This is a genomic window from Sphingomonas sp. Root720 (genome assembly GCF_001428605.1).
Lineage (GTDB): Bacteria > Pseudomonadota > Alphaproteobacteria > Sphingomonadales > Sphingomonadaceae > Rhizorhabdus.
The window spans coordinates 50,859-70,476 of the sequence record NZ_LMID01000013.1 but is presented as its reverse complement, the minus strand read 5'-3'; the positions used below and the strand labels follow the sequence as shown (position 1 = coordinate 70,476).

Sequence of the window (19,618 nt, the reverse complement as noted above, 5' to 3'; positions counted from 1 at the left end):
CGCGTTTAAGTGCGGGCCTTGTTGTCGATACCGAGCTTGGCGCGGTTGCTGTCCCGGAAATCGATCTCGGCAGGTAGCGGTGCAAATGCTGCTTGCGGCACTGTCGATAGACGCTCCTTCATGCCACATTTGAAGATCGAGAACGAGCCTTCCCCAATGACGTTTGCTTTCGCCTCGTCCATTCCCAAATGCGGACAGTCGGATCGTCGCCATAGTGGTCGCTCCGACGCAACTTGCTTCCGACCGACCCAGCGCGCAGTCATGCCGCCATATAACCGTGCCCGTTCGAGGCCAAAGTGGCGACCTTGTCGAGTATCCTGCGACCGAACAGGCTGGCGGTAAGGTCCGCCAGGAGGTGGGCGCTTTTGCCACGCTCGTCGAGAAACGGGTTTAATTCAGCGATATCCATCGAGGTCGTCAGCCCGGACTCGCTCAGCATCTCCATGATAAGATGCGCCTCGCGGAAGTTGGCGCCGCCAGCGACCGTCGTACCGACGCCGGGGGCGATGGCGGGGTCGAGGAAGTCGACGTCGAGGCTCACGTGGAGCATGGCTCCCATTCGCTCGACCTGCTCTAGGATGCTGCGCAGGATCGCTGCAATGCCGAACTCGTCGATAGCCCGCATGTCGAAGACATTGATCCCGCGCTCCGCAAGCAACTCGCGTTCGCGATCATCAACCGACCGGATGCCGATCATGAAGACGTGATCAGGCGCGACCAGCGGTCGGCCGTTCGGCAGAACGTCTTCGAAGCCGGGCTCGCCGCAATAGAATGCGACGGGCATGCCATGCATATTACCTGATTCCGAGGTTGCCGGCGTGTTGAAATCGGCATGGGCGTCCAACCACAACACGCAGAGCGGCTGCCCCCGGTCGTGGGCAAAGCGCGCGGCGCCGGCGACCGTGCCCATCGCCAGGGCATGGTCACCACCAAGGAAGATCGGCAGGCGGCCGTCCCGCAAGACGGCATAAGACGCCGCCTCCAGCGCGCGCGTCCAACTGGTCACGTTCGTCGCGTGGTTTGCCCGGCCCGCAAGCTTGTGCTCAATCCCTTGGGCGGGAACGACATCGCCACGATCTTCGACCTCGTGGCCGAGGGACGACAGCATATCGCCAATCCCGGCCAGTCGCAGTGCCTCGGGGCCCATCAGGCACCCGCGCACCCCGGCACCGAGTTCGATCGGCGCGCCCACCAGGCTGATCCGCTGCTTCTTCATTATGGATCGCTCCTCAGGCGGCGCGCTGGAGCATGCCGAACAAATCGCGCGGATCGTCAGGATCCGCCAGTATATCGATATTCTGGAAGAAATCGGTCCCCTGCAGTTTGGAATAGACATAGCGCAGGGCGGAGAAGTCCTCGGTCGCGAAACCAACACTGTCGAACAGAGTGATCTGGCGAGCATCGCGGCGACCCGGAGCCTCGCCCTTCAGCACGCGCCAGAATTCAGTCACTGAATAGTCGGCATCCATCTGTTGGATTTCACCCTCGATCCGCGTCTGTGGTTCGAACTCGACGAAAGTCTCCGCACGGCGCAGAATATCCTTGTGCAGCTCGGTCTTGCCCGGGCAGTCGCCGCCGATCGCGTTGATGTGAATGCCGGCACCGACCATATTATCGGTGAGAATCGTCGCATAAGCCTTGTCGGCGGTGCAGGTGGTGATGATCTGTGCGCCTTCTATCGCCTCCTGCGAATTGGCGCAGATGGTGACGTGCAGCCCGCTGTCACGAAGGTTGCGTGCAACCTTCTCGCTCGCCTTGGGATCGATGTCGAACAGCCGCACGGCCGCGATGCCGACCACCGCTTTCATGGCCAGGGCTTGGAACTCCGCTTGTGCGCCATTGCCGATCATCGCCATTACCTTGGCGCCAGCGGGTGCGAGGTAGCGCGCAACCATTGCCGAGGTGGCGGCGGTGCGGAGCGCGGTGAGCAGGGTCATCTCGGTCAGCATCAAGGGATAGCCGGTATCGACACGAGCGAGCAGGCCGAAGGCGGCAACCGTCTGGTAGCCTTTGGCGGCGTTGCTGGGATGACCGTTGACATATTTGAAGCTGAAAGCTTCGGCGTCCGATGTCGGCATCAGTTCGATCACGCCGTCGCGCGAATGCGAAGCAAGGCGCGGTGTTTTCTCGAACTGCTCCCACCGGCGATAATCTGCCTCCACGGCGTCGGTCATTTCGGCCAGCACCGCCTCGATTCCGAAATGATGCACCAGGCGCATCATGTTCTCGACGCTGACGAAGGGAATATAGGCGAGTTCGGACGGCAGCGGGCCCATTGACGGCTCCTATCTGGTTGGCGTTGCTCGATCGTAGGTCGGCTTAATGTTTATCAAAATAGCAATGACACCTGTAATATCGGTAGAATTTGGCAATATTGCTCATTATATTTGCCAAAATTGGCAATTTGGTGGTACACACTCATGACTGTTGGAACCTTCATTCCTGACGATCTCGATCGTCGAATCATGGCACATTTGCGGGTGGATGGCCGAGCATCGCTGTCCAAGCTCGCGGATGCGCTGGGCGTGGCGCGTGGAACTGTGCAGAACCGCCTCGATCGATTGCTGCAATCAGGGACGCTGCTGGGCTTCACGGTTCGAATGCGCGAAGATTATACGGACAATAGCGTTCGGGCCATGATGATGATCGAGGTGGTCGGTAAGTCGACGACGCAGGTGATCCAACGCTTGAAGGGTTTTCCTGAAATTCGTGCTCTACACACCACCAATGGAAATTGGGATCTGGTTGCCGACATTCGCGCAGCCAACCTTTCGGATTTTGATCGTGTGCTGCGGGAAGTGCGGATGATCGACGGCGTTTCCAACAGCGAGACGAGTTTGCTGTTAAGTACCGTTTGACCCGCATTCACGATGTGCCGCAGCCGGCGGCCGAATGGTGGCCGTGTGTTGAACTGTGTGTTGGCGACTGAGGATGTCGCGCGTGCCCGAATTGCGATCGGCAATAAGGCATTGATATTTCGAAGAAAAATGGTGCCGGCTGCAGGGATCGAACCCGCGACCCCCTGATTACAAATCAGGTGCTCTACCAACTGAGCTAAGCCGGCACTCCGTTCGCCCTATTGCGTCAGGGAATGCCGAAGGTCCAGCCCTCGACGGCGGCGATGTGCGAAGAAAGCGCCGGCGGGTTCCACAGATCGGCACGGGACGCGGCTGCCGCCAGCCAGGCCGCGCCGAGGATGGCGTCGGTGCTGTGGTCGTCATAGCGGGGCAGGACCGGCGCGCGGCGGATGCCATGGCCGGAGAGGCCGGCGCGCAGCCGGTCGGCGTCGCGCATCTTGCTCCCGCCCGACAGCCCCGCCGTCCGCGCGGCGATCGTCGTGTAGATCTCTACGATGACCGGGCCGGTCTCGGGCAGCGGATCGAAGGGCCAGACGGGCACCCGCCCGTCGAGGCGGTGGAGCAGCCGCATTCCCGTCAGGCTCGACTTGCCGACCTGCGCGGCGCCGACGAGGTTGAAGCAACTCGTCGCCGGCCCGTGGCGGTCGTCGCGGCAGATGCGTTCGACGAGGCGGTAGCGGCCGTTGCCGGCGCCGAACAGGTCGCCCTGCCGGCCGCCATGGCGGCGGAAATGCCGGCTGGCCTCGACATGGTCGACGAAGGCGCCTGCCTCCAGATGCGGGTCGTCCGCGCAGATATCGTCGACCAGCTTCCACAGCGCACGGGCATCGGCCGGGCTATCGGCCCAGCCGGGGAAATAGGCGCCCGCATCGAGGAAGGGCAGGGCGGTCGAGAAGTCGATCCCGATCAGCAGGTCGCTGCCGCGGCGCGCATGGTCGAGCAGCCAGTCGAACACCGCCTGGCGCGACCAGGCTCGTTCGAGGAGCCTTGGTGTCCGGCCCGGTCCGTCGCTGACCGCGACGGCGATGCCCTTCTGCCGATCGCCCTTCGCCCCCGACCAGTCGATGCAGGCGAAGCGCCGGAAGCGGCGGGTCATGCCTTCTTCCCGGGCCTCGGCTTCGCGCGCTTCTTCGCCAGCGCCTGCTGGTGCGCGCGCTCGATCATCGAAAGGACCCTCTCGGGATCGGTGCTGCCGTAGCGGACCAGCACGGCGGGCCAGCCCTCATAATGCGGCGACTGCCAATAGGTGTCGGGATCGGTTTCCTTGAGTATGTCGACCGTGTCGCGGTCGATCATCAGGCAGAAGCTGCCGTCTTCCCGCCCCGGCGCGACGAAGGCGTTGCCGTTCGCCTTGGCCGCCGGGCCGCCATAATGGGTCGAGCGCTCGGCCCCGGGCAGCCCGGCCGCGAAGCCGGCGACCTTGTCCCAGTCGAGGCTCACCGGCTCCCGCGCTCCTGCCGCAGCCGCTCCCAATAGGCGATGCGCTCGGCGATCTTCGCCTCGAAGCCGCGCGGGGAGGGTCTGTAGAAGCTCTGCGGCGCCATGTCCTCGGGCCAGTAATCGTCGCCGGAAAAGGCATCCTCGGCGTCATGGTCATAGGCATAGCCCTTCCCATAGCCGATATCCTTCATCAGCTTGGTCGGCGCGTTGAGAATGTTCTTGGGCGGTACAAGCGAGCCCGTCTCCTTCGCCGAGCGGAACGCCGCCTTCTGCGCCGCATAGGCGGCGTTCGATTTCGGCGCGGTGGCGAGGTAGAGGCAGGCCTGTACGATCGCCAGCTCGCCCTCGGGCGAGCCGAGGAAGTCATAGGCGTCCTTGGCGGCAAGGCACTGGACCAGCGCTTGCGGGTCGGCCAGGCCGATATCCTCGCTCGCGAAGCGGACCAGCCGGCGCAGCACGTAGAGCGGCTCCTCGCCGGCGGTCAGCATCCGGGCGAGATAGTAGAGGGACGCCTGCGGGTCCGATCCGCGCAGCGACTTGTGGAGCGCCGAGATCAGGTTGTAATGGCCTTCGCGGTCCTTGTCGTAGACCGCCATCCGGCGATGTAGCAGCGCGGCCAGTTCCCCGGGCTCGAGCGGATGGTCGATCGCGACCGAGAACAGCGTCTCGACCTGGTTGAGCAGGAAGCGCCCGTCGCCGTCGGCCGAGGCGACGAACGCGTCGCGCGCGCTGTCGGTCAGTGGCAGCGCCCGGCCCTCGATCTCTTCCGCCCGCGCGATCAGCTTGCCGAGCGCGGCGGCATCGAGCCGGTTGAGGATCAGCACCTGCGCCCGGCTCAGCAGCGCGGCGTTGAGCTCGAAGGAGGGGTTCTCGGTGGTCGCGCCGACCAGCACCACGGTGCCGTCCTCGACATAGGGCAGGAAGCTGTCCTGCTGGGCGCGGTTGAAGCGGTGGATCTCGTCCACGAAGAGCAGCGTGCGCGTGCCCATCCGCGCATGCTCGCGCGCCTCTGCGAAGATCTTCTTGAGGTCGGCGACGCCCGAAAAAACTGCGGAGACCGGCGCGAAGCGCAGGCCGACCGCATCCGCGAGCAGGCGTGCGATCGTCGTCTTGCCGGTGCCGGGCGGCCCCCACAGCACCAGCGAGGACAGGCGGCCCGCCGCGACCATGCGGCCGATCGCGCCTTCGGGGCCGGTAAGATGTTCCTGTCCGATCACCTCGTCGAGGGCCCGCGGCCGCAGCCGTTCGGCGAGCGGCGCGGCATCGGCGGGCAGGGCGGCGGGGTCGGGCGCAAAAAGATCGGCCATCGCGACGATATAGGCGCGGCCGGGCCGTCCGCACAGGGGGCGAAAAACCGGCTTGTCAAAACTCTTTCAAGATATATCTTAGAGCTATCGAGAATGATTCGATAGATATGAAGACCGGAGAATAAGATGTTTGGTTTTAACAAAAGGCATCGCGAACATGGTGGTCATCACGGCTTCCATGCGATGCGCGGCCGCCACCGTGGCGGCTTTGGCGATGCATTTGGCGAGGGGTTCGGAGAGGGCATGGGCGGCCGGGGCGGTCGCCGGGGCGGCGGACGCCGCCGCGTGTTCGAGAGCACCGAGCTGCGGCTCGTCCTCCTGGCGCTGATCGGCGAGCAGCCGCGTCACGGCTACGACCTGATCAAGGCGATCGAGGAACGCTCCGGCGGATCCTATGCGCCGAGCCCGGGCGTGGTCTATCCGACGCTCACCATGCTCCAGGACATGGGACTGATCGCCGAGCAGGCGGCCGAGGGCTCGAAGCGGCTGTTCGCGATCACCGAAGCGGGCAAGCTCGAGATCGGCGAGCAGGCCGAACAGGTCGAAGCGCTGTTCGCACGCATCGAGGCGCTGGGCGAGGAGCAGGGCGGCGGCCACGACCGGGCGCCGGTGCGGCGGGCGATGGTCAACCTCGCCATGGTGCTGCGCGATCGCATGGGCCGCAGCGGCAACACCGATCTGGCGCATGAGGTCGCCGCCATCCTCGACGAAGCCACTCGCAAGATCGAGAGGCTCTGATGACGATCAGCGCAACCGCATCGGTGCCCACCGCTTCGGGCAGCAAATATCTCCAGCAGCTGTGCAAGCACTGGACCCATAAGCTGAAGGTCGCGTTTACGCCCACCCACGGCACGGTCGTCTTCCCGCGCGATGCGCGGGGAGCCGACCATCCGGGCGATGGGCTCGCCACCTTCGACGCGACCGATGCGACGCTGGAAGTCCGCATCGACGCGAGTTCGGACGCGCAGCTCGAAGGCCTGAAGGGGGCCGTGGCCCGCCACCTCGACCGCTTCGCCTTCCGCGAGGCGCCGCTGCCGTTCGACTGGAAGCCGGCCTAGCGCGGTTTCCGAAAGTCAGGGCACCGGGCTCTGGCGGGTGACGCGGATGCCGGCGTTGTGCTGGCGCAGGATGCGCACATAGGCGTCGACCAGCTCCTGGTTGACCTCGTCCCAGCCATAGCGCGCGCTCGCCTTCAGGCCCGCCTCGCCGATCGTCCGGCGCATGTCGGGATCCTCGCAGAAAGCCTGCAGGGCGTCGGCGAAGGCCTTCGTGCGCCCGGGCGTGATCAACCGCCCGGTCCGGCCGTCGTCGATCAGGCTCTCGCTGCCGGTCGCGCGCGCGGCGACGACGGGCAGCCCGGCCGCCATCGCTTCCAGCGTGACGTTGCCGAACGTCTCGGTGACCGACGGGTTGAACAGCATGTCCATCGACGCGACCGCGCGGCCCAGGTCCTCGCCCGCCTGGAAGCCCGCGAAGATCGCACCGGGCAGGCGCTTCTCGAACCATTCGCGCGCCGGGCCGTGACCGACCACCAGCACCTTGTGCCGCACCTGGCGCCGGTCGAGCTGGTCGATCGTGTCGGCGAAGATGTCGAGGCCCTTTTCCATCACCAGCCGGCCGACGAAGCCGATCACGACGTCGTCGGGCAGGATTCCCAGCGAGCGGCGCCAATCGTCGCACCGCCGCTCGGGCTTGAAGATCGTCCGGTCGATCCCGCGCGACCAGATACCGACGTCGTAGCTCATCCGCTGGTTGCGCAGCAGCTGCGCCATCGACTCCGATGGCGCGAAGATCGCGTCGCAGCGCCGATAGAAACGGCGCAGCATCGCCTCGACCAGCGGCTCGAGAAAGGCGAGGCCATAATAGCGGAAATAGGTCTCGAACCGCGTGTGGACCGATGCCACCACCGGCAGCTTGCGGCGCAGCGCGAGCGCCACGGCGCGATGACCGAGGATCTCCGGGCTGGCGACGTGGATGATGTTCGGGGCGAAGCGGCTGATGTCGCGCTTGACCCTGGGCGGGATCATCAGCGGGAAGCGATATTCGGTGCGGCCCGGCACCGGCAGCGACGGGATGTCGACCAGGTCTCCGGTCGCCGGAAAGGCGGGCTCGTCGACCATTGGCGAATAGATCCGCACCGCTGCACCCTGGCGCAGGAGGTAGCCGACCAGCCGGTTGAGGGCCTGGTTCGCGCCGTCGCGCACATAGTTGTAATTGCCCGTGAACAGGGCGACACGAAGCTGGGATGCGTCCATCGCGACGCCTTAGGAGCCAAAGACGGTCATCGCAACCGGAACAGCCGCGCGGGCGGACGGTTATGGGTGCGAAAGGACATATCTTCGCATGGCAAAGGGCTTTCGCAGCGGGCAGAGGATATCGTGGAACTGGGGCGCGCACGTCGCCCATGGCCATGTCGTCCAACGGTTCGAACGGCGGGTCCAGCGTACCATCGAAGGCGCCCGGATCGTCCGCCGCGGCACCGCCGCCAATCCCGCCTATCTGGTGAAGACCGATGACGGAAAGATGGCGCTGAAGCGCGGCTCGGAACTCGACGCCGGATAAGGGTAAGCAGGATGGATCAGTTCTTCACGCGGGTTGCGGCCAGGATCTCCAGTGCGGTCGGCCAGCCGCTCGCCTTCGTCGTCGCCTTTTGCGCGATCGTCGTCTGGGGCGTCAGCGGTCCCATGTTCGGCTTCTCGGACACCTGGCAGCTGATCGTCAACACGACGACGACGATCATCACCTTCCTGATGGTCTTCCTGATCCAGAACGCCCAGAACCGCGATGCCGCGGCGATGCAGGCCAAGATGGACGAACTGATCCGGGCGATCGATAGCGCTCGCAACGACTATATCGGCATCGAGCACCTTACCGAGAAGGAACTGGAGAAGATCCGCTCCCAGATCGAAGAGGAATGCAAGCCGGGCGATAGCGGACCTCGTCCGGCCGACAGCATCGCCCATCTGATCCGGCGGCGATAGGGCGGGCGGCGGCGCGCCCCCCCCCGGCGACGCGGGCGATCAGGCCGCTTCGACCTCGCCGTCGTTCAGCCACGCCTTCAGCGCCTCGCCCGCACGCTCGGCCATCATCGCCTTGCGGTCGCCCTTGCGCTTGCGGCCGCCCTTGGCGCCTTCGAGCGGGGGAAACAGCCCGAAATTGACGTTCATCGGCTGGTAGCTGGCCGCGTCCGCGCCGCCGGTGATATGGCCGAGCAGCGCGCCGAGCGCCGTCGTCAGCGGCGGCGCGTCCATCGGCCGGCCGAGCAGTTCGGCCGCCGCGAAGCGCCCCGCGAGCAGGCCGATCGCCGCCGACTCCACATAGCCTTCGCAGCCGGTTATCTGGCCGGCAAAGCGGATGTTCGGGCGCGACTTCAGGCGCAGCGCGCCGTCGAGCAGCTTGGGGCTCTGGATGAAGGTGTTGCGATGGAGGCCGCCCAACCGGGCGAACTCGGCCTTTTCCAGGCCGGGGATCGTGCGGAACAGGCGGACCTGCTCGGCGTGCTTCAGCTTGGTCTGGAAACCGACGATATTCCACAGTGTGCCCAGCGCATTGTCCTGGCGCAGCTGCACGACCGCATAGGGCCAGCGACCGGTGCGCGGATTGTCGAGTCCCACCGGCTTCATCGGACCATAGCGCAGCGTGTCGACGCCGCGCTCCGCCATCACCTCGACCGGCATGCAGCCGTCGAAATAGGGCGTGTCCTTCTCCCATTCCTTGAACGCGGTCTTCTCGCCGTCGAGCAGCCCCTGATGGAAGGCCAGATATTGCTCCTTGTCCATCGGGCAGTTGATATAGTCCTTGGTCTCGCCCTTATCCCAACGCGAAGCCATCCAGGCGACGTCCATGTCGATGGAGTGGTGGTGCACGATCGGCGCGATCGCGTCGAAGAAGGCGAGGGCGTCGGCGCCCGTCGCGGTGCCGATCGCCTCGGCCAGCGCGGCGGCCGTCAGCGGGCCGGTCGCGACGATCGCCGGGCCGTCCTCCGGCAGCGCGTCGACCCGTTCGCGGACCAGTTCGATCAGCGGATGCCCGGCGATGGAGCGAGTGACCGCTTCGGCATACCCTTCGCGATCGACGGCCAGCGCCGATCCGGCGGGCACCCGGTGCGCGTCGGCCGTGCCGATGATCAGCGATCCCAGCGCACGCATCTCGGCATGGAGCAGGCCGACGGCGTTCGCCGGATCGTCCGAACGAAAGCTGTTCGAGCAGACCAGTTCGCCGAGGCTGTCGGTCTGGTGGGCGGGCGTTGCCTCGATCCCGCGCATTTCGGACAGGCGCACGCGAATGCCCGCCTGGGCGAGCTGCCACGCCGCTTCCGACCCGGCGAGCCCGCCGCCGATCACATGTATCTGATGAACCATCGCCGCGCTTTAGTCCCCCTCGCGCGGAGATTGAAGTCTTTCCTCCCGCACCCCGCGTCGCGGGACGCAAGATCCAGGCACTCGCCGGAGGACGGGACGCCTAGAAGAGGGTGACGAAGATAGAAGCGATGATCGCCCAGAGCAGCGCCGAGGCGCCGACCGCGATCAGTGCACCGACAAAGGCCGGATATTTCTCCTCGCCAGCCCCCTCCAGCACCTCCTCCGGAAGACGAAGGAAGGCATGTCGAGCATGGGCGTGGCGAACGAAGTTCCTCATGGACGCATACCTCCCCCAATCCAGGTCGCGCGGCTTTCGCGCCGTATGACAGAGGGATTACATCATGTCGGACAGGAAAGCAGCGGGGGCCTAGACCAATGTCTAAGAGCTTGGCGCGATCGGGCGCGCCTACCGCGATACTCCGCCGTGGAGGCCCAGCCAGAGGGCCATTTCCCGGAGCTCGATATCGAGCTCTTCGCGGGTTTCGCCGGGAGCGTCGGGTTCGAGGTGGGTCGACTGCACCCGCAGGACCGACCTCTGCCGGTCGGCCTTGAGATCGACCCGCGCGACCAGCCGGTCGCCGAGCAGGAAGGGCAGGACATAATAGCCGTAGCGGCGCTTCTCGGCAGGCGTGTAGATTTCGATGCGGTAGTGGAAGCCGAATAGCCGTTCGGTCCGGTCGCGTTCCCAGATCAGCGGGTCGAAAGGCACCAGCAGCGCGCGGGCATCGACGCTGCGCGGACGCCGGGCATCGCGGTGCAGCCAGGCGGGCTGGCGCCAGCCTTCGACCGTGACGGGGAGAAGCAGCCCTTCCGCAGCCAGTTCGGCAATCGCCACCCTGGTGTCGGCGACGGAGGTCCGGAAATAATCGCGCAGGTCGGTCTCGGTCGCGACGCCCAGCGCGGCAGCGGCGCGCGCGAGCAGGCCGCGATGCGCCGTGGCCTTGTCGGGGGTAGGAAGGGCCAGGATCGTGGGCGGGATGACTCGCTCGGTCAGGTCGTAGACCCGCTCGAAGCCGCCGCGCCGGGTGGTGGTGGTGACGTGTCCCGCCCAGAACAGCCATTCGAGCTTGCGCTTGCTGTCGCCCCATTCCCACCAGCCGCTGCGGCTCCGGCCGTCCTCGAAGTCGGAGACGGCGAGGGGACCTTCGGCGCGGATGCGATCGAGCACCGCATCGACCTCGCCGCGCTTGTCCCGGGCATAGACCCGAAGCGCCTTCCAGCCGCGCTCGCCGCGGTCGGCCTCTTCCATCCGCCAGCGGAGCAAAGGCTGGAGATCGACGGGCAGCAGCGACGCCTCATGCGCCCAATATTCGAACATGCGCCGTTTCGACCGGCGGCCCCAGGCGGCTTCGTCGAGCAGGGCGCGGTCATAGCCGCCGAGGCGCGAGAAAGCGGGCAGGTAATGGGCACGCGACAGGACGTTGACGCTGTCGATCTGGTGGAGCGCCAGCCGGTCGAGCGTGCGGCGCAGATGGGCGTTGCCGACGGCCTGCGGCCGGGGAGCGGCGAAACCCTGTGCGGCGAGCGCGATCCGGCGGGCCTGCGCGAGCGACAGCCTCGCGGTCAACGCCGCTCGATCCGCCCCGCCGCCCAGGCATAATCCTCGGCGGCCTTCCGGTCCTTCGCATCCTTGAAGGCGATCGCCGGGTCCGGGGCAGCGCCGATCGCGTGGAGCAGAATCCACAATGCGAAGCGGCGGCCGGAATCGCGTTCGGTGCCGAAGGCGATCTCGACCCGCTGGCGGGCATCCTCGATCGCACCCTCATCGAGCGTGTCGATATCGTCGGTACCGAAATAATGGTGGAGCAGGGCATCGAGATCCATGAGGCGAGCGATGCCGTGGCGCCGGCACGAAGGCAAGCCTTCACGGCGCGTCGCGGCCTTCTCCGAGAAATTCGTAAATCCCCTCATTGACTTGGCCGTCCCGAAAGATGCCAGTGGCCATGGCGCCACCGGTACGATTTTCTCGGATCGGCAATCGGTCTGGCGCATTATGCTCCGAAAGAGGAGAAGCGCGACGATGCTTGAACATCTTCCCCGCTGGCTGGGCGCGGTGCTGCGCAATGTCCGCGCCGGCCATTCGAAACTGGTGATCGTCCAACCCGAACTGCGGATCGGCGACACGGTGATCGACCTGAGCAGCCCGGCTTTCGCCTCCGGCGCGCGCCTGCCGGTGCGCTTCACCGCCGATGGGGAGGGAGTATCCCCGCCGCTGCTCTGGGGGGAGGTGCCGACGGGCACGACCAGTCTCGCGCTGATCGTCGAGGACCCCGATGCGCCCGCCCTCCAGCCCCTCGTGCATGCGCTGGTATGGAATATTCCGGCCGACGACCGGCATCTTCCCGAAGGGGCCATCGTCGCCGACGGCGACGGGACGGTCGACGGCCCGGATGTCGGCCGCAACAGCCTCTTCGAGGGCTGGCTGCCGCCGGATCCACCCACCGGCCACGGCAGCCACGACTATGTCTTCCAGCTGTTTGCGCTCAGCGAGACGATCGACATCGGCGGCAATCCCGGCCGCTCGGGGCTGATCCGGGGGTTGCAGGGCCGGGTACTGGGGGCCGGCATGTTGGTCGGCACCTATTCGCGCGGCGAGGAGGCGCCGCTGTCGGAAGGGCGGATCGGCAGCGTTTCCCGCGCCTGATCGATCAGCCCCCCGTCAACCGGCCCGGGCCTTGGCGGACGGATCGCGGTGGCGGTAGGATCGGTCGCGGGTCGCGTAATAGAGGTCGAGCTTTTCCCATGCCTCTTCCGCCGTCTCGACGAAGCGGAACAGGTTCAGGTCGTTCTCGCTGATCACGCCTTCCTCGACCAGTGCGTCGAAATTGACGATCTTTCGCCAGAAGTCCTTGCCGAAGAGGAAGATCGGCAGCTGCGCCATCTTGCCCGTCTGGACCAGGGTCAGCAGTTCGAACAGCTCGTCGAAGGTGCCGAAGCCGCCGGGGAAGGCGGCGACGGCGCGGGCGCGCAGCAGGAAGTGCATCTTGCGCAGGGCGAAATAGTGGAACTGGAAGCTCAGATGCGGCGTCACATAGGCGTTCGGCGTCTGCTCGAACGGCAGGACGATGTTGAGACCGATCGATTCCGCGCCGACGTCGTGGGCGCCGCGATTCGCCGCTTCCATGATCGACGGTCCGCCGCCCGAACAGACGACGAACTGGCGCTTGCCTTCCGCGTCGGCCGGGCATCGGCTGGCCAGTTGGGCGAGTTTGCGCGCCTCGTCATAATAGCGGCTCTTGGCCTTCAGCCGTTCGGCGATCTTCCGCTGCTTCGGCGTCGCGGCCGATGCGATCAGCGCATCGGCCTTGCCCGGTTCGGGAATGCGGGCCGACCCGTACATCACGAAGGTCGAGCCGATATTCGCTTCCTCGAGCAGCAGTTCGGGCTTCAGCAGCTCGAGCTGGAAGCGGACCGGCCGCAGGTCGTCGCGCAGCAGGAAGTCGGTGTCCTGGAAGGCGAGCTTGTAGGCGGTGTCGGTGGTCTGTGGGGTTTCGGTCGCGGTCTTGGCGACCGCAGCATCCTCTTTGGCGCGGGCGAAGACGCGTTTGGGTACTTTTCTGTGTGCCATATGTCTCTGTTACAGATAGTCAGCTTTCGCCCGCATTACAGGGCAGACGGTCTCCGGACTTCTATCGGCAATAGGGTCCGCTGCCCATGTCGAAATGGAAGTGGTCGTGGTGAAGCGCGTTCGCGTCCGGCCCGAGCACGATCGGGAAACGGCCGCAGGCGCCGCGATGGAGCGTGCGAAGGAAGCCGCGCACCTGCTGGTCCGGGCCGTTCCAGCCGTCCTTGACGCTGATACGCCGCCCGTCGCGCAGGCGGAAGGCGGCGATGTCGACGGCGTTGGCGCGGCCATGCTCGGACAGGCGGTTGCCGGCCTGGTTGTTGACCGGCCGGCAGGCGAAGCTGCCGAAGCTTTCGATGCGGACCACGTCGGACCCGAGCCAGCGTTGCGCCGCCGCCGGGACGTCCTGGCGCACCCAGCGAACGAACGGCAGGGCGAGTCCGCATTTGACCGCGCCGAGATTGGTGACGGGAATGCCGATGGCGACGAGCTTGACCGCGGATGTGGCGGAACAGCCATTGTCGAACCGGCGATCGGGAAGCGCGTCGACCTGCGCGCCGTCGGCTCGCAGCGCGGCGACGCATTGGCGGAAGCGCTCGGGGCTCTCCGCCGGCGGCCGCCAGCCACGGCGCGGTTGGCTGGGGGAGGGGATGCATCCGGCCAGCGCGAACAGCAGGAGGACGGGCCAGAGCAGGACCGAACGGTCGGCCGGGCTCCTGCGAGCGGGATTTCGGCCGTCGCGGCCGGGATGGGAGAACGACACCCGGCCAGCATAGTCAGCAGCGCTCATATTTCCAGTCGAGACGCTTGCCTTCCTCGAGCTGGGCGATCGTCGTGCCGATCCGCTTGCTGCGGGTCTCTCTGCGGTTCTGCCGGAAGCCGGACGCCACATGCGCCTTGAAGGCCGCCCTGCCGCAAAGAATGCGGCCGCGGTTAACGAAGTGGGGAAAGCCCGATTGGATCGTTTCTTCCGCGTAGGGGCAGTTTTTTCCAACCAGATCGCGGAGATCCGCAAGGATCGGGCGGGCAAAGGGCGCGGCTCGGTCAATATAGCCGTCGATATGGGGATCGCTCTTCATCGCTCGCTGCTGTCCCACAAAGTTCGAAGTCGCGCCAAAACGGCCCAAAAGTAGGAAGAGTTTACGTTTCAACTCTTTCCCTTGCGTAACATATCGCGCACAATGTCACCTTGAAAAGGCGCCTGTGGCGTCTGATCGGGGTGGGAATATGATGAAGGTCCATGGTGGGCCGGGCCTCGTGCTCGGCACTGCCCTTTTGCTCATGTCCGCGGGTGCCGGGGCGGCTGATCCGCCATCGCGTGCGAACGCGATCGCCGCCGCCGACGCGGCGGCCGGTCTGCCCGCCGCGCAGGATCCCGGCGTGCCGGTCTGCGCCGCACCGCCGGAATCGGGCCGGAAGCTGGCGGGGGACATGGAGCTCGGCGCCGAGGGGCACAGCATCGAGCTGCAGAACAGCGGCATGCGCGACGCCCTGATCAAGATCCGCCATGCCGACACGGGCCGCCTGGCCGCCAGCTTCTTCCTGCGCCGGCAGGAGGGGCTGTCGATCGATGGCGTGCCCGACGGCCGCTACATCATCCAATATGCCTTCGGGGCGGCGCTCGCCCCCGACTGCAAGTCCTTTACCCATATCCTCAAGGCCAATCAGATGCCCGAGGTCGACGACATGATCACGGAGGTCATCGACGATGATGAGCATACCGAGGTCAAGCGCTCGAGCGTTTCCTACGACATCTCCGTGAGCGAGAGCGCCAACGTGAAGCCGGTGACGATCGACGCGGCGGCCTTCAACGCGGAATGAACATGCAGGGCCCGATCGGCTATCCACCACCCACGCTGGTGCGGAAGCGCTCGGGCTTCCGCAAGCGCGCGGTGATGGTGCTGGTCGCGGTCGTGCTGATGGCGGGCGGCTATGGAGTTACCTGGCTTATCCAGTCGCGGCAGGCGCCGCAGCCTGCCGAAAGGCCCGTCCCGCCGCCCATGGCCCGAGCGGGAACGGCTTCCGCCGATATGCCTGCGGCGGCACTGCCCGACGCGGCGGCCAAGCCCGCGGTCGCCGTCGAGACGCCGGCCGATGGGGCGACCGTCGACGAGCCGGTCGATGCCCGTCGCCCCAACCGCTGGTACTATGTTCCCCGGCTGGGCGACGGTCCGGGTGCGATCTACAGCAGGACGGGTGGGCAATGGAGCTATGCGCTTGCCTGCACCACCGCCGCAAAGACGATCGAGATCATCGCGGTCGGCACTGGATCGCCCGGCGATTTCGACCGGCAGGCGATCACCGTCGGCAAGGTCAGGCTGATGATGGACGCCACCTATTCGCCCGATGGCGGAGGTACGATCGCCACGACGCTCCCGTCTAGCCACGCGTTCTTCAATGCGCTCGACGGATCGGTGCCGATGCAGATCCAGCTCCACGCGAACCGCAAGACTGTCGTGCCGGTCGGTCCCGAAGTGGTTCGTCTGATCCGCGACTGCCGCGGCCGCGGCTGAGTTCGCCGGGGGGTTCCCTTCGCCGCCGCGATCCGTCATGGACGGCACATGGCTTCCCGACCGATCGACATCCGGCAGCTCGCAGCGCTGCTGTTGCTGCCGCTGGCCCTTAGCGGCTGCACCGCCACTTCCTCATCGCCGCCGGTGCCCGTACCGCCGCCCGCCGCGCCGCCGCCGGCCGCTCCGGTCCCGCATGGCGGCGACTGGCGGGACTGGCCCCTGACGGCTGGAACGTGGCGCTACGTGCCGGGCACGCCCGTCTCGACCGCGCGCTACGGCGACCCGCAGGCCTCGCAATTCGTGGTGCAATGCGATGCGACAAAACGCCAGGTGACGATCATGCGCGCCGGCACCAGCACCCAGATCGAGATCATCGCGTCGAGCCGCAGCGCGCGTTTCCCGGCCGGCCACATCCTGGACCGCGGCGCGGCGATGAGCGCGGTCGTCCTCAGCGCCAATGACGGCTTCCTGGATGTGATGGCGTTCAGCCGGGGACGGATCGCGGTGCGCTCCCCCGGGCTTCCGGACCTGGCGATTCCGGCCTGGGCCGAACCGGCGCGAGCCATCGAGGATTGCCGAAAATAGAATATATTTCAAGGCTTGTTCGTGAGCGCGCAATGACCCATGTTCGAGTCCTCGGCAACATTGCGAAAGGAGGTGATCCGATGTCTCATGGTTCAGCATGGAGGTCGGTTCTGTCCGTTCGGGGAACGCGCTTCTAAGAGGCGCGGTGGTTCTCCGGGCCGGCACTCCGGCCGCTGACCATGTCAGGAGTTGCCGGGGTCCAGGCCCCGGCAACTCTTTTCATTTTGGGCTACCGTCCCGTCCTGTCGCGATTGCCCGCGCGCCGCGCGATACGCGCCTGCCACAGCATCAATAGCGGCACGACCACCAGTTCCATGACCAGACCAAGCCGGTGGGGCACGCCCGGTTCGCCGACCATTGCCCAGCTCAGCAGTCGGGCAAGGCCGCCCACCACCACCATCGCGCCGAGCAGGCGGAAGCGCGGCCCCTGCCGCTCGATCGCCGGAATCGTCGAGGCGAAGGCCAGGCCCAGCACCAGGAATATGCCCGAGAGATAGCGATAATGGCTGTCGAGGTCCGCTGGCACCGCGGCGAGCCGCATCATCGCCGCGCCGCGCAGGACGCCGTCGAGTCCGGTCAGGATCGGGACGAGGCAGGCGATCGCGACGACGCCCTTCAGCAGGGTGCGCTCACCGATCATCGCGTTCGAGCAATTCGTCCTGGATGCGGGTGGCATGTACAGCGATCCGTACCTCGTAGAGGAAGATGCCCAGCCCGACGATCAGGAGCAGCATCGCCAGCACGAAGACGATCGCGATCGGCTGGGCCAGGGCGAGATCGAACAGGACCGCCGTGAACAGCCCGGCGATCACGATGCAGATCAGCACCGCGCTGATCGTGCAGAGGACCAGCGCGCGATTGGCGTGGCGCATGCGTTCGTCGATCCAGCGGAGCTGCTGCACCTGATGTCCATGGCGCGGGTCGTCCTTCGCCGTGAAGTTCTGTTCGATCCAGCGCGACCGGTCGACCACCCGCCCGAGCCGGCCCGTCAGCATGTTGAGGATCGCGCCGATCGCGGTGAGCAGGAAGCAGGGTGCCATCGCGAGCTGGATGGTGTGCGCGATGTCGTCGAGTGCGAAGCTGTCCCCCATCGCGCCTGCATGGGTCATGCGCCCAGCGCGGTCAAGCGCACCGCAGTTACGCTGTTCGCACTGTGGCATGCAGATAACGCAATGAGTGCATTATCTGCACTCGGTGCGTTATCTTAATCAATTGCGCACGGTCGCCGTCCCTAGATGATGCGCCGCACAATAAAGAGGACCTGCTGGCAACATTTGAAGGGAGATTGTGATGAAGACCTTTTTTGCACTCGCCATTCTGTCCTCGGTCGCCGCGGCGCCGGCGATGGCGGAAAGTTTTACCCGCGACGGTGTCACCTATGACTACAACGTCAAGACGGTGGGCCAATCGACGCTGATCTCGGGCACGATCGTGAATAGCGGCCAGGCTTTCCGCCTGCGCTTGCGCGATGGCCAGGTCACCGGCCAGGTCGGCGTGTGGCCGGTCAGGTTCAAGGCCGATGCGGCAACCATCGCCAGCACCGGCGGCTCCCCGGTCTACGCCGCCAACTGAACGGCGACATATCCGGTATGGGAAAGGGAGGCGGTCACCCGCCTCCCTTTTTATTTTTGTCGGCCAATGATGTTGCGCCGCAACGGAGCGGGTGGAGCTCCGCTGGGCAGGCCTCGGCTCAGCCAGCCGTCTTGGAGCCGACGTTGACACCCATCGACTGGAGATAGCGCTTCACGTTGCGCGCCGCCTGCCGGATGCGCTGCTCGTTTTCGACCATCGCGATCCTGACATAGCCTTCGCCATCCTCGCCATAACCGACCCCTGGCGCGACTGCGACTCCGGCGTGGGTCAGCAGCTGCTTCGAGAATTCGAGGCTGCCGAGATGCGCGACCGCCGGCGGCAACGGCGCCCAGCAGAACATCGACGCTCGCGACGGCGGAATGTCCCATCCGGCGCGGCCGAAGCTCTCGACCAGCACGTCGCGGCGCTTCTTGTAGAGTTCGCGATTCTTTTCGACGATGTCCTGCGGGCCGTTGATCGCCGCGACCGCCGCCGCCTGGATCGGCGTGAAGGCACCATAATCGAGATAGGACTTCACCCGGGTCAGTGCCGAGATCAGCTGCTTGTTGCCGACCGCGAAGCCCATTCGCCAGCCTGCCATGCTGTAGGTCTTGGACATCGAGGTGAACTCGACCGCGACGTCCTTGCCGCCTGGCACTTGCAGGATCGACGGAGTCGGGACCCCATCATAATAGAGCTCCGAATAAGCGAGGTCGGACAGCACCCAGATCTTGTGCTCCTTCGCCCAGGCGACCAGTCGTTCGTAGAAGGCGAGGTCGACCACCTCGGCGGTCGGGTTCGACGGATAGCCGACGACGAGCACCGACGGCTTCGGCACGGTGAACTTCACCGCGCGATCGAGCGCTTCCCAATAGCGTTCGTCCGGCGTCGTCGGAACCGAGCGGATCGTGGCGCCGGCGATGATGAAGCCGAAGGTGTGGATCGGGTAGCTCGGGTTGGGTGCCAGCACCACGTCGCCCGGTGCGGTGATGGCCTGCGCGAGGTTGGCCAGCCCCTCCTTCGAGCCGAGCGTCACGACGATTTCGTTCTCGGGATCGAGATCGACCCCGAAGCGGCGCTGATAATAGCCGGCCTGCGCCTTGCGCAGGCCGAGGATGCCCTTCGACGCCGAATAGCCGTGCGCATCGGGCTTGCGGGCGACCTCGCACAGCTTGTCGATGACGTGCTGCGGAGGCGGCAGGTCGGGGTTGCCCATGCCCAGGTCGATGATGTCCTCGCCCCGCGCTCGCGCTGCTGCCCGCATCGCGTTGACTTCGGCGATGACATAGGGGGGCAGGCGCTTGATGCGGTAGAATTCCTCGGACATTGCACTTCCTTTGGGTTTCGGACTTGGCGAGCGGGGATCGATCCCCCATGCTCGCCGTTGCGACCTATACAGATTCTGCGCGCCGATTGC

At 65.9% G+C, this 19,618-nt stretch carries 27 protein-coding genes and 1 tRNA gene; 10 read left to right on the top strand and 18 right to left on the bottom strand.

The genetic code is table 11. The annotated features are described in order from the left end of the window. Positions 1-5 precede the first annotated feature (5 nt). From ASE22_RS26865 to ASE22_RS17770, 3 genes are all read right to left on the bottom strand, one after another. Entirely contained in the window at positions 6-182 is a 177-nt protein-coding gene (locus tag ASE22_RS26865; RefSeq protein ID WP_200933084.1) for a hypothetical protein, read from the bottom strand. A gap of 77 nt (positions 183-259) precedes the next feature. Then, positions 260-1,216, bottom strand: coding sequence for an arginase (gene rocF / locus ASE22_RS17775; RefSeq protein WP_056362813.1), 957 nt, complete (start codon positions 1,214-1,216; stop codon positions 260-262). A gap of 13 nt (positions 1,217-1,229) precedes the next feature. Continuing rightward, positions 1,230-2,276 (bottom strand): ornithine cyclodeaminase, encoded by a 1,047-nt coding sequence (locus ASE22_RS17770; protein WP_056362811.1) that lies wholly within the window; start codon positions 2,274-2,276, stop codon positions 1,230-1,232. A gap of 144 nt (positions 2,277-2,420) precedes the next feature. Between ASE22_RS17770 and ASE22_RS17765 the strand changes: the two genes are divergently transcribed. Next, the gene (locus tag ASE22_RS17765; protein WP_056362807.1) at positions 2,421-2,858 is read left to right on the top strand and encodes an Lrp/AsnC family transcriptional regulator; all 438 of its coding nucleotides are present in this window, start codon (positions 2,421-2,423) and stop codon (positions 2,856-2,858) included. 130 nt (positions 2,859-2,988) lie between these two features. Here ASE22_RS17765 and ASE22_RS17760 read toward each other — a convergent pair. From ASE22_RS17760 to ASE22_RS17745, 4 genes are all read right to left on the bottom strand, one after another. After that, positions 2,989-3,064: transfer RNA gene (locus ASE22_RS17760), tRNA-Thr, on the bottom strand. Between the two features lie 20 nt (positions 3,065-3,084). Next, positions 3,085-3,954 carry a hypothetical protein gene (locus ASE22_RS17755; RefSeq protein ID WP_056362804.1) on the bottom strand — a complete coding sequence of 290 codons (870 nt, stop codon included), beginning with the start codon at positions 3,952-3,954 and terminating at the stop codon, positions 3,085-3,087. Further along, on the bottom strand, positions 3,951-4,298 hold the full coding sequence (locus ASE22_RS17750) for an MmcQ/YjbR family DNA-binding protein (protein ID WP_056362801.1): 348 nt from the start codon (positions 4,296-4,298) through the stop codon (positions 3,951-3,953). Before ASE22_RS17750 ends, ASE22_RS17755 begins: the two co-directional genes overlap by 4 nt. Next, a complete protein-coding gene (locus tag ASE22_RS17745; RefSeq protein ID WP_056362798.1) occupies positions 4,295-5,605 on the bottom strand; it encodes a replication-associated recombination protein A in 1,311 nt (436 codons plus the stop codon). Before ASE22_RS17745 ends, ASE22_RS17750 begins: the two co-directional genes overlap by 4 nt. A 126-nt stretch (positions 5,606-5,731) precedes the next feature. Between ASE22_RS17745 and ASE22_RS17740 the strand changes: the two genes are divergently transcribed. Together ASE22_RS17740 and ASE22_RS17735 are read left to right on the top strand one after the other, a co-directional pair. Beyond that, positions 5,732-6,343, top strand: coding sequence for a PadR family transcriptional regulator (locus tag ASE22_RS17740; protein ID WP_056362794.1), 612 nt, complete (start codon positions 5,732-5,734; stop codon positions 6,341-6,343). Next, positions 6,343-6,663, top strand: coding sequence for a DUF2218 domain-containing protein (locus ASE22_RS17735; RefSeq protein WP_056362791.1), 321 nt, complete (start codon positions 6,343-6,345; stop codon positions 6,661-6,663). Before ASE22_RS17740 ends, ASE22_RS17735 begins: the two co-directional genes overlap by 1 nt. A gap of 15 nt (positions 6,664-6,678) precedes the next feature. On the opposite strand, the gene ASE22_RS17730 is transcribed toward ASE22_RS17735, so the two are convergent. Further along, complete coding sequence (locus ASE22_RS17730; RefSeq protein ID WP_056362788.1) at positions 6,679-7,860, bottom strand: glycosyltransferase family 4 protein; 1,182 nt, start codon at positions 7,858-7,860, stop codon at positions 6,679-6,681. A gap of 88 nt (positions 7,861-7,948) precedes the next feature. On the opposite strand from ASE22_RS17730, the gene ASE22_RS17725 reads away from it, so the two are divergent. After that, on the top strand, positions 7,949-8,167 hold the full coding sequence (locus tag ASE22_RS17725; protein WP_056362786.1) for a DUF2945 domain-containing protein: 219 nt from the start codon (positions 7,949-7,951) through the stop codon (positions 8,165-8,167). 11 nt (positions 8,168-8,178) lie between these two features. Further along, a complete protein-coding gene (locus ASE22_RS17720) occupies positions 8,179-8,586 on the top strand; it encodes a low affinity iron permease family protein (RefSeq protein WP_056362784.1) in 408 nt (135 codons plus the stop codon). 39 nt (positions 8,587-8,625) lie between these two features. On the opposite strand, the gene trmFO is transcribed toward ASE22_RS17720, so the two are convergent. The 4 genes from trmFO to ASE22_RS27345 form a co-directional block, all read right to left on the bottom strand. After that, complete coding sequence (trmFO, locus tag ASE22_RS17715) at positions 8,626-9,966, bottom strand: methylenetetrahydrofolate--tRNA-(uracil(54)-C(5))-methyltransferase (FADH(2)-oxidizing) TrmFO (RefSeq protein WP_056362782.1); 1,341 nt, start codon at positions 9,964-9,966, stop codon at positions 8,626-8,628. Positions 9,967-10,066: 100 nt separating this feature from the next. Continuing rightward, entirely contained in the window at positions 10,067-10,243 is a 177-nt protein-coding gene (locus tag ASE22_RS26860) for a hypothetical protein (RefSeq protein WP_156397125.1), read from the bottom strand. A gap of 129 nt (positions 10,244-10,372) precedes the next feature. Beyond that, complete coding sequence (locus ASE22_RS17710) at positions 10,373-11,533, bottom strand: winged helix-turn-helix domain-containing protein (RefSeq protein ID WP_056362780.1); 1,161 nt, start codon at positions 11,531-11,533, stop codon at positions 10,373-10,375. After that, a complete protein-coding gene (locus ASE22_RS27345) occupies positions 11,530-11,790 on the bottom strand; it encodes a hypothetical protein (protein ID WP_056362777.1) in 261 nt (86 codons plus the stop codon). Before ASE22_RS27345 ends, ASE22_RS17710 begins: the two co-directional genes overlap by 4 nt. 196 nt (positions 11,791-11,986) lie before the next feature. On the opposite strand from ASE22_RS27345, the gene ASE22_RS17700 reads away from it, so the two are divergent. After that, a complete protein-coding gene (locus tag ASE22_RS17700) occupies positions 11,987-12,610 on the top strand; it encodes a YbhB/YbcL family Raf kinase inhibitor-like protein (protein WP_056362774.1) in 624 nt (207 codons plus the stop codon). A gap of 15 nt (positions 12,611-12,625) precedes the next feature. Here ASE22_RS17700 and ASE22_RS17695 read toward each other — a convergent pair whose 3' ends face one another. From ASE22_RS17695 to ASE22_RS17685, 3 genes are all read right to left on the bottom strand, one after another. Continuing rightward, complete coding sequence (locus tag ASE22_RS17695) at positions 12,626-13,534, bottom strand: TIGR00730 family Rossman fold protein (RefSeq protein WP_056362772.1); 909 nt, start codon at positions 13,532-13,534, stop codon at positions 12,626-12,628. Positions 13,535-13,595: 61 nt separating this feature from the next. After that, positions 13,596-14,321, bottom strand: coding sequence for an extensin-like domain-containing protein (locus ASE22_RS17690; RefSeq protein ID WP_056362769.1), 726 nt, complete (start codon positions 14,319-14,321; stop codon positions 13,596-13,598). After that, positions 14,308-14,610, bottom strand: coding sequence for a DUF1801 domain-containing protein (locus tag ASE22_RS17685; protein WP_082545297.1), 303 nt, complete (start codon positions 14,608-14,610; stop codon positions 14,308-14,310). Before ASE22_RS17685 ends, ASE22_RS17690 begins: the two co-directional genes overlap by 14 nt. A gap of 148 nt (positions 14,611-14,758) precedes the next feature. Between ASE22_RS17685 and ASE22_RS17680 the strand changes: the two genes are divergently transcribed. The 3 genes from ASE22_RS17680 to ASE22_RS17670 are packed head-to-tail and all read left to right on the top strand — an operon-like array spanning position 14,759 to position 16,629. Further along, positions 14,759-15,352 carry a hypothetical protein gene (locus ASE22_RS17680; RefSeq protein WP_056362766.1) on the top strand — a complete coding sequence of 198 codons (594 nt, stop codon included), beginning with the start codon at positions 14,759-14,761 and terminating at the stop codon, positions 15,350-15,352. A gap of 2 nt (positions 15,353-15,354) precedes the next feature. Next, positions 15,355-16,044, top strand: coding sequence for a hypothetical protein (locus ASE22_RS17675; protein WP_156397124.1), 690 nt, complete (start codon positions 15,355-15,357; stop codon positions 16,042-16,044). A gap of 48 nt (positions 16,045-16,092) precedes the next feature. Further along, complete coding sequence (locus ASE22_RS17670) at positions 16,093-16,629, top strand: hypothetical protein (RefSeq protein ID WP_056362760.1); 537 nt, start codon at positions 16,093-16,095, stop codon at positions 16,627-16,629. 229 nt (positions 16,630-16,858) lie between these two features. Here the strand turns inward: ASE22_RS17670 and ASE22_RS17665 are convergent, their stop codons facing one another. Both ASE22_RS17665 and ASE22_RS17660 read right to left on the bottom strand, forming a co-directional pair. Then, complete coding sequence (locus ASE22_RS17665; RefSeq protein WP_056362758.1) at positions 16,859-17,269, bottom strand: DUF4345 domain-containing protein; 411 nt, start codon at positions 17,267-17,269, stop codon at positions 16,859-16,861. Next, entirely contained in the window at positions 17,259-17,738 is a 480-nt protein-coding gene (locus ASE22_RS17660) for a DUF2721 domain-containing protein (protein WP_235536279.1), read from the bottom strand. The genes ASE22_RS17665 and ASE22_RS17660 overlap by 11 nt, the downstream gene beginning before the upstream one ends. Positions 17,739-17,919: 181 nt before the next feature. On the opposite strand from ASE22_RS17660, the gene ASE22_RS17655 reads away from it, so the two are divergent. Continuing rightward, the gene (locus ASE22_RS17655; RefSeq protein WP_056362755.1) at positions 17,920-18,201 is read left to right on the top strand and encodes a hypothetical protein; all 282 of its coding nucleotides are present in this window, start codon (positions 17,920-17,922) and stop codon (positions 18,199-18,201) included. 118 nt (positions 18,202-18,319) lie between these two features. Here the strand turns inward: ASE22_RS17655 and ASE22_RS17650 are convergent, their stop codons facing one another. After that, a complete protein-coding gene (locus ASE22_RS17650; RefSeq protein WP_056362751.1) occupies positions 18,320-19,528 on the bottom strand; it encodes an LL-diaminopimelate aminotransferase in 1,209 nt (402 codons plus the stop codon). Positions 19,529-19,618: the final 90 nt, after the last annotated feature.

Coding starts and splice junctions, on each gene's coding strand:
- ASE22_RS17725 (WP_056362786.1), top strand. CDS start 7,949: ATGGCAAAGGGCTTTCGCAGCGGGCAGAGGATATCGTGGAACTGGGGC.
- ASE22_RS17665 (WP_056362758.1), bottom strand. CDS start 17,269: ATGATCGGTGAGCGCACCCTGCTGAAGGGCGTCGTCGCGATCGCCTGC.
- ASE22_RS17690 (WP_056362769.1), bottom strand. CDS start 14,321: ATGAGCGCTGCTGACTATGCTGGCCGGGTGTCGTTCTCCCATCCCGGC.
- ASE22_RS17765 (WP_056362807.1), top strand. CDS start 2,421: ATGACTGTTGGAACCTTCATTCCTGACGATCTCGATCGTCGAATCATG.
- ASE22_RS17670 (WP_056362760.1), top strand. CDS start 16,093: ATGGCTTCCCGACCGATCGACATCCGGCAGCTCGCAGCGCTGCTGTTG.
- ASE22_RS17770 (WP_056362811.1), bottom strand. CDS start 2,276: ATGGGCCCGCTGCCGTCCGAACTCGCCTATATTCCCTTCGTCAGCGTC.
- ASE22_RS17675 (WP_156397124.1), top strand. CDS start 15,355: ATGCAGGGCCCGATCGGCTATCCACCACCCACGCTGGTGCGGAAGCGC.
- ASE22_RS17655 (WP_056362755.1), top strand. CDS start 17,920: ATGAAGACCTTTTTTGCACTCGCCATTCTGTCCTCGGTCGCCGCGGCG.
- ASE22_RS17755 (WP_056362804.1), bottom strand. CDS start 3,954: ATGACCCGCCGCTTCCGGCGCTTCGCCTGCATCGACTGGTCGGGGGCG.
- ASE22_RS17730 (WP_056362788.1), bottom strand. CDS start 7,860: ATGGACGCATCCCAGCTTCGTGTCGCCCTGTTCACGGGCAATTACAAC.
- ASE22_RS17695 (WP_056362772.1), bottom strand. CDS start 13,534: ATGGCACACAGAAAAGTACCCAAACGCGTCTTCGCCCGCGCCAAAGAG.
- ASE22_RS17650 (WP_056362751.1), bottom strand. CDS start 19,528: ATGTCCGAGGAATTCTACCGCATCAAGCGCCTGCCCCCCTATGTCATC.
- ASE22_RS26865 (WP_200933084.1), bottom strand. CDS start 182: ATGGACGAGGCGAAAGCAAACGTCATTGGGGAAGGCTCGTTCTCGATC.
- ASE22_RS17745 (WP_056362798.1), bottom strand. CDS start 5,605: ATGGCCGATCTTTTTGCGCCCGACCCCGCCGCCCTGCCCGCCGATGCC.
- ASE22_RS17720 (WP_056362784.1), top strand. CDS start 8,179: ATGGATCAGTTCTTCACGCGGGTTGCGGCCAGGATCTCCAGTGCGGTC.
- ASE22_RS26860 (WP_156397125.1), bottom strand. CDS start 10,243: ATGAGGAACTTCGTTCGCCACGCCCATGCTCGACATGCCTTCCTTCGT.
- ASE22_RS27345 (WP_056362777.1), bottom strand. CDS start 11,790: ATGGATCTCGATGCCCTGCTCCACCATTATTTCGGTACCGACGATATC.
- ASE22_RS17660 (WP_235536279.1), bottom strand. CDS start 17,738: ATGACCCATGCAGGCGCGATGGGGGACAGCTTCGCACTCGACGACATC.
- ASE22_RS17685 (WP_082545297.1), bottom strand. CDS start 14,610: ATGAAGAGCGATCCCCATATCGACGGCTATATTGACCGAGCCGCGCCC.
- ASE22_RS17735 (WP_056362791.1), top strand. CDS start 6,343: ATGACGATCAGCGCAACCGCATCGGTGCCCACCGCTTCGGGCAGCAAA.
- ASE22_RS17740 (WP_056362794.1), top strand. CDS start 5,732: ATGTTTGGTTTTAACAAAAGGCATCGCGAACATGGTGGTCATCACGGC.
- rocF (WP_056362813.1), bottom strand. CDS start 1,216: ATGAAGAAGCAGCGGATCAGCCTGGTGGGCGCGCCGATCGAACTCGGT.
- ASE22_RS17700 (WP_056362774.1), top strand. CDS start 11,987: ATGCTTGAACATCTTCCCCGCTGGCTGGGCGCGGTGCTGCGCAATGTC.
- ASE22_RS17680 (WP_056362766.1), top strand. CDS start 14,759: ATGATGAAGGTCCATGGTGGGCCGGGCCTCGTGCTCGGCACTGCCCTT.
- trmFO (WP_056362782.1), bottom strand. CDS start 9,966: ATGGTTCATCAGATACATGTGATCGGCGGCGGGCTCGCCGGGTCGGAA.